Source organism: Neobacillus rhizosphaerae (assembly GCF_050477885.1).
Classification (GTDB): Bacteria; Bacillota; Bacilli; order Bacillales; family Cytobacillaceae; genus Neobacillus; species Neobacillus rhizosphaerae_A.
In genome coordinates this window covers 1-5,959 of sequence record NZ_JBCNAC010000168.1, presented here as the reverse complement: position 1 = coordinate 5,959, position 5,959 = coordinate 1, and the positions used below count along the sequence as shown (strand labels likewise).

Sequence of the window (5,959 nt, the reverse complement as noted above, 5' to 3'; positions counted from 1 at the left end):
CGGGGGACTGTCCCCTTTTATGGTTTGGAAGGATATTTAATTATTGACTTTATATGTAAATGGAATGAAAATATAGTATATTGTGAGCAGAATCGACATTTATTTTATTGAGGAAGTTGAATAATGACAATTAGAATGAAAGAAATCAAGACCCCGTTTAAGCTGTTTAAGGTTCGCTACTTCATTGATGATGATGGACAATATTATAAAAAGATTGGTAGCCATCACCGCAATGCAATCAAGAAACCTTTTTGGAAGATGAAAAGGTTTAAGCTTGGGATGCCCTTGCTTGTTTTACTTATGCTTGGCTTGGTTGGCTATCAAGTAGGGATGAATCTCGCATCTGAAAAGGTGGTTGACGAGGTATCTAAACAAATACCGAAAGAAGATATTCAAGCTTTACTGACTGAACCTGGTATCCAGCAAATGATTGAGGATGAAGTGGGTACAGATAAGAAGCAGGAAATACTGACCAAGTATGCGGTGGAATCATCGGAGGATGCTCCGCTTGTTGCATCTAAAAGTAACGAGACGGTGGCGGTAAATAAAACGAGTAAGCAGAAATCAAGGACGCCATCGTCTAGTGGAAATACTTCTACCAAGGGTGGGTCAAAGTTAAAGTTCACCTCCAGAGATCAAGTGACGACATTTTTGTTGTCGAAATTTACGATGAATGAACTAATGAGTTATGCGAATGCAGTAAAAGGTGGAGTTACGCCTGAAAAGAAAGCTGAAATTAAGGCAACCGTAATGCAGCGCCTAACACCAGAAGAATACGAAGCGCTTAAGCTTTTCGCTATAATTGAATTAAGTAAATATTGAGCGGGGACAGTCCCCTTTTTTTTTTCAATAAGTAAGAAGGAGAAAGAGGGTGGGTGTCGAATTTTGTAATTGTAAAAATATTTATTGAAAGAAGAGGTGTTTAGAGTTTGTCTAGAAAGCCCCGTGTTTGGATCCCAGGTGCCACGTATCATATTACGAGTCGCGGTAATCGGAAAGAGCTGATTTTTATGGATGATGCCGATCGTCTCACCTATTTGGAAATACTTGAAAAAGTCCGATGTAAATTTCCGTTCATTCTCCACTCCTATTGCCTCATGCCTAACCATATTCATCTTCTATTAGAAACCATCGACCATCACCCAAAGCACATCATGAAAATGCTCCATACCTGTTATGCCATGTATTTTAATAAACGTCACGAATTGGTGGGGCATCTGTTCCAGGGACGCTATGATGCTCAGCTCATTGATTCGCTTAATTATTTTCTCGAAACTAGCCGGTACATTCATTGGAATCCGGTCGAAGCGGAAATGGTCCAAAATCCTGAGGATTACCTCTGGAGCAGTTATTCTGCCTTTTTAGTCGATTCCCAGCATCCGTTTGTCACCACAGGAAGAATATTTTCTTATTACCCAGAACCTCAGAGGGAAAATTATATTCGGTTTGTTATGACTAAGCTGGGGGACTGTCCCCATTATGGTGTTGAAAATCTATTGTTTGGCAATAAATAGAGAAAAGAGGTTTTTTGGAGGCTTTTTATGGCGGATTTGAAGTATTTAGAACCGACTGAGCTGCTTGAAAAGATATATGCCACGCTTTGCTCCGAGTATGAGGATGCTCAGCATTATAAAGATAAAAAGGACCAAGAAGAAATAGAAGTGACGAAGAAACGGTTAACGAAGAAGGTTTTCAATGAATTTGTTGTGGATGAAGAGTACTTCTTGACTATGAATGATAAGACGTTTAAAGAGAGATACCACTTATATGAAGAGGACTTCTTAAGGCTGATTAAGGAATGCAGTGAAAACGGAGTTGAATACGAGAGCTTCTTACAGATTATCGATGATCTGATTGCTAGCGCCAAGTTTCGAATCCATGCATTTGAGCAGCTAACCGAGGAGATTCAACGGTTGCAGGAGGAGACAGAGGAAGAGGAAGAAGAGGAGGAAGAATAATTTTGGGGACAGTCCCCCGGCGCTTTAGCGCAGTGGGGGACTGTCCCCCATACATTAATTGCAGGTTTTCATAGGTCAGCTATCGAATAATAAGGTAATTACAATTTCAGGGGTGATAAGATGGAAAAGAAGGCATTTTGGCGTTTAATTGAGGAATCTAAACAGTTTGAGGATCAAGCCGGATGGTTACTTGATGTTTTGACTCATAAAGAAGTGGGGGAAATAGTAGAATTTGAGTTTCATTTTCAAGGAATCATGAATGAAAGCTATCAATCACGGTTATGGGCCGCTGCGTATATTCTCATGGGAGGTTGCTCGGATGATGCGTTTGATTATTTTAGAGGATGGCTCATCGCTCAAGGGGAGGCTGTTTATCAGAAGGTTACAGAGAATCCGGAATATCTTGCGGAATATATAAGTGAAGAGAATCTTGATGAGGAAGGATACCCACAGAATGAAGACCTGCTTTCCGTAGGATTGGATGCCTATACATTGAAGCAGACCGGGGATGTAGAGTGGGATGATGCAACCTATGATCAATTGATGGATGAACTCAATCGACTAGGGCTTCCAGAAGCAGAAGAGATTGAATTAGACTGGGAAGAAGATGATCTGGAAGACATGTTTCCTATGCTATGGGAACGGTTTGGTGAGGATCCATTAGGGTAAATGGTTTTGGGGACAGTCCCCCGGCGCTTTAGCGCAGTGGGGGACTGTCCCCAATTTATTTTACTTTTGCTACTCCCATAGCGAAGTTGTTCCAAAGGATGGATTCGATGGTCTCGGCTTGTGATTCTTCACAGTCAATAATGACAATGATTTCGGAATGCTTCCCTTTTAAAACTCTTTTCCGCTTCTTCAGGACCATTTCAATAAAAAGTCGGATAGCAAGACCAACAACAAAGCCGACAGCTGCTCCTATTAGCCCCCAATAAATAGGCCCCCATGATAGTTTAAAACCAATACTTGCACCAATAACTGAAAAGGCAGTGGCTAGTGCCATCCCAATGTCAATCAGAGTGGTTCCATCTGAGCGATGGATGGAATCAAATAATCTACGGTCCTCTGTGCGATTATCTAATGGGACGGCATATATGCTTTCTCTTTTAATCCCTTTTTTCTCCAATGTGGAAATAGCCAATTCTAAATAACCGGTCGTCTCAAATGTTGAAAATACTTGCAAGTTATCACTTCACCTTTTGACCTTTTAGAATACGAAATTTTTCATCTTGATACGTTTCTATAAGGTAGCTTCTAAGATCTTTTTCAAAGAGCTTATTATTTTCAACCGAATTCATATACGAATCATAGATCGCAAACCCATAGTGCGAGGGGATAAAAAGAAACCATTCTGGTTTAATAACAGCGGTAGCTTCCTTTATTTTTCCTAAAAACAAAAGAGAAATGGCTTCTTGAATATGGGAGAAATAAAAGAACACGACCAACCAGAAGATGATAAAGAATGCCGTCAAGATCCTATGAATATAAAGCTGTCCTAAACCGGGGGTAAAGAATGACCACATAACGGCTAGGAGCGGTTTTCTTTTGTCTAGGTAGTTGATTTCTAATGCACCTAAAGCAAATGAATTGTAACGATGCCCCTCATTTTCCGCTAGAAGATACACCTTATTAATATCTACGGTCGTTCGGTAGCTGTCCCAAATTCCAAATAAATAAACAGGAATGTACATCAGGAGCCATCTCGTGTCTAACATCTCTGTGGCCAATTCAGTTTTCCCTTGGAAAGAGAGGATCATTGAATCATTCACATGAGCTTTGATGTTAACGAGGACTTCCCAAATAAATAGAACATATCCTCTCAGATACTTCGATAAAAGCATGTGTCCAAATCCTGGGAAGGCAGCAGACCACCAGGCAATGATGTAGGGATTCCTTAAATGCAGCTGGGTTGTTCCGTAAATACTCACATGGGCTTTATACCGCCTGGCCGTGTTCTGATTTGTGTAATTATCCATTAAGGCACCTTTTATGAATTATTTACCATAAGTATGTGTGAATCGCGCCGTAAATATTCTTTTTTGGGACTTTTCCTTATTTATATCTCGATGATTTCATAGGTGCCCTTTTTATGTTCTTGGCTTAGTTTGTGGGCCTTTTTATATAAGGCATTCTTTTTTCCTGAGGTTAGTTCACCTACGAATTTCACTTTCACTTTTCCCTTCAACTCAGCCCAGAGCTTATTAAACTGTTTTATGTAGGGCTTAAATGTTTCTTCAAAGTTTTTCACATTAATAGAAATTCCTTTTGTCCAGGCTTGTTGGTCCGTAACAATGACAGCTTTATTCATGTTTTGGTCTTTAATGATGTGTAAAGCGTCCAGTAATGCAAGATATTCGGAAACTATGGATTTCGTTGTTTCAATCTTCCTTACATTCAAAAAAGACGTTGCCTTATCCCAGTTTTCAACCAAAACTAATCCACTTCCTGAAAGATGATTTTCAAAAATCGTAGGAGCCATCAATGATCAGAAACGGTACTTCTTTAGGGACTTTCTGGCACAAAGGCATTAAGAATGATTTTTTGGAGTTTTGAGGCGACTGCGTGCTCTTCGTTGTGTTCTTAGAACTTTGGGGTGGTGTCTCTTTCGTTCTTGTTGCTGCATCCTGTCGATAATAATCCAGAATATCCTGAACGTGGAAGAAATTCTTTCTCCGACTCTCTCAAATGGCATTTCCTTTTTACATAGGCCCACCAATTTCTCTTTTGTGATCCTTAGTGTTTCCACGATGATTTCTTCCGTAACATATTCTTTTCTAAAGTGCGTCCCTTTTTATCCCGAAACTCACTCTCAAGCCGTTCTTGAGAGGGTTTGTAGGTCTTCATCCATGTTCTTATTTCACTTTCTAAAAACCGAAATTCATTGCCAATCAAATAGTGAGGCATGCCATCCTCTAGGTAGGCATTCATTTGAGTCTTCGTTACTTTTAATTTTTGAATGAGTTCTCCCTTTAAAAGTAAAGCTACCGGAAATTTTTGTTGTGTTGTTGAAGCGATTATTCTCACCTGCATTCTCTAATCTACTTTTCTATTGGGTGTCTGTTTATATTCATTATATTACCTTAGTAAAATAAAAAAATCCTAAACTTTTACAATTTTTTCATGTCTTTTGAGGTGGAATCCTTCATTTATCAATGATTAAGGCGTATTTAACTAATCGTTTGATTAGTAGCAGAAATAGGGGATATTCATAGAATGTTGTCATGACCCGGGAAATTTCTCATTTATTGAGGAACAAGAAGTTTTTTTGGAAATAGTTTTTCAACAAATTTTTTAAGAAAATCTAGGAAAAAATCGCACAAGAGAGCGTTTTGTGCCCGTTCTACTCAAACGTTTGAATAGTATAGCATATAAGGAAATAGGTCGATGTTTGTCACCAGTAACTATATTTATTTTATAAATTTCATAGTCACTCTTACCTACTAATAGTAAAATAAAGGTAAAAATGTCCGATTGGAGAGATGAAACATGGATTGCTTACATATTAGAAAAATGGTAGAGACCGATAAAGAGTTTATCATTGGACTATCGACTCGTTTTACCGAGTTTGATTTTATGGAATGGCGAGATCCTCAAGTAATGAAGGACGCTCAATTAAAGATGGCCGAAGAAGCGGTCTTTAGTGATGATCCTGATTCTGATATTTTTGTAGTAGAAGATGATAGGAAAAACTTATTAGGCTTTCTACATATGACAAAAAATGTAGATTATTTTACTGGAGAAGAACAAGGCTATATTTCCTCCATTGCCGTTGCGAAAGAAGGCGAGGGTAAAGGGATCGCAAGGAAGCTGATGGAAAAAGCCGAGGAGTGGACAAGAAGCAAGGGATACAAGCAATTAACATTGAACGTCTTTGCGCGTAACGAAAGAGCGATTAATCTTTATGAAAAATTTAACTTTGAAAACGAGATTGTGAAAATGGTGAAAGAATTATAATTTTTGGGGACAGTCCCCCAGCGCTTTAGCGCAACGGGGGACTGTCC

The 5,959-nt window shown here is 39.0% G+C and carries 9 protein-coding genes; 5 read left to right on the top strand and 4 right to left on the bottom strand.

What is annotated here, in order from left to right:
• Positions 1–123: 123 nt before the first annotated feature.
• The 4 genes from ABES03_RS22825 to ABES03_RS22810 all read left to right on the top strand — a co-directional run bounded on the left by ABES03_RS22825 (position 124) and on the right by ABES03_RS22810 (position 2,627).
• Positions 124–822 carry a hypothetical protein gene (locus ABES03_RS22825; protein WP_430121013.1) on the top strand — a complete coding sequence of 233 codons (699 nt, stop codon included), beginning with the start codon at positions 124–126 and terminating at the stop codon, positions 820–822.
• Between the two features lie 107 nt (positions 823–929).
• Complete coding sequence (locus ABES03_RS22820) at positions 930–1,514, top strand: transposase (RefSeq protein ID WP_430121011.1); 585 nt, start codon at positions 930–932, stop codon at positions 1,512–1,514.
• 27 nt (positions 1,515–1,541) lie between these two features.
• The gene (locus ABES03_RS22815) at positions 1,542–1,958 is read left to right on the top strand and encodes a hypothetical protein (RefSeq protein ID WP_430121009.1); all 417 of its coding nucleotides are present in this window, start codon (positions 1,542–1,544) and stop codon (positions 1,956–1,958) included.
• Positions 1,959–2,078: 120 nt separating this feature from the next.
• Positions 2,079–2,627: a DUF4240 domain-containing protein gene (locus ABES03_RS22810; RefSeq protein WP_430121007.1), complete on the top strand. Its 549-nt coding sequence runs from the start codon at positions 2,079–2,081 to the stop codon at positions 2,625–2,627.
• 55 nt (positions 2,628–2,682) lie between these two features.
• Here the strand turns inward: ABES03_RS22810 and ABES03_RS22805 are convergent, their stop codons facing one another.
• From ABES03_RS22805 to ABES03_RS22790, 4 genes are all read right to left on the bottom strand, one after another.
• Positions 2,683–3,141 carry a hypothetical protein gene (locus tag ABES03_RS22805; protein ID WP_430121005.1) on the bottom strand — a complete coding sequence of 153 codons (459 nt, stop codon included), beginning with the start codon at positions 3,139–3,141 and terminating at the stop codon, positions 2,683–2,685.
• 4 nt (positions 3,142–3,145) lie between these two features.
• A complete protein-coding gene (locus ABES03_RS22800) occupies positions 3,146–3,934 on the bottom strand; it encodes a hypothetical protein (RefSeq protein WP_430121003.1) in 789 nt (262 codons plus the stop codon).
• An 80-nt stretch (positions 3,935–4,014) separates the two neighbouring features.
• Positions 4,015–4,437 carry a reverse transcriptase-like protein gene (locus tag ABES03_RS22795; protein ID WP_430121015.1) on the bottom strand — a complete coding sequence of 141 codons (423 nt, stop codon included), beginning with the start codon at positions 4,435–4,437 and terminating at the stop codon, positions 4,015–4,017.
• A 254-nt stretch (positions 4,438–4,691) separates the two neighbouring features.
• A complete protein-coding gene (locus ABES03_RS22790) occupies positions 4,692–4,988 on the bottom strand; it encodes a hypothetical protein (protein WP_430121001.1) in 297 nt (98 codons plus the stop codon).
• A 456-nt stretch (positions 4,989–5,444) separates the two neighbouring features.
• Between ABES03_RS22790 and ABES03_RS22785 the strand changes: the two genes are divergently transcribed.
• Entirely contained in the window at positions 5,445–5,912 is a 468-nt protein-coding gene (locus tag ABES03_RS22785) for an N-acetyltransferase family protein (protein WP_430120999.1), read from the top strand.
• Positions 5,913–5,959: the final 47 nt, after the last annotated feature.

Bases quoted from the DNA above. Each gene is read 5' to 3' on its own strand.
- ABES03_RS22800 (WP_430121003.1), bottom strand. From the start codon at position 3,934: ATGGATAATTACACAAATCAGAACACGGCCAGGCGGTATAAAGCCCAT.
- ABES03_RS22810 (WP_430121007.1), top strand. From the start codon at position 2,079: ATGGAAAAGAAGGCATTTTGGCGTTTAATTGAGGAATCTAAACAGTTT.
- ABES03_RS22795 (WP_430121015.1), bottom strand. From the start codon at position 4,437: ATGGCTCCTACGATTTTTGAAAATCATCTTTCAGGAAGTGGATTAGTT.
- ABES03_RS22825 (WP_430121013.1), top strand. From the start codon at position 124: ATGACAATTAGAATGAAAGAAATCAAGACCCCGTTTAAGCTGTTTAAG.
- ABES03_RS22815 (WP_430121009.1), top strand. From the start codon at position 1,542: ATGGCGGATTTGAAGTATTTAGAACCGACTGAGCTGCTTGAAAAGATA.
- ABES03_RS22785 (WP_430120999.1), top strand. From the start codon at position 5,445: ATGGATTGCTTACATATTAGAAAAATGGTAGAGACCGATAAAGAGTTT.
- ABES03_RS22790 (WP_430121001.1), bottom strand. From the start codon at position 4,988: ATGCAGGTGAGAATAATCGCTTCAACAACACAACAAAAATTTCCGGTA.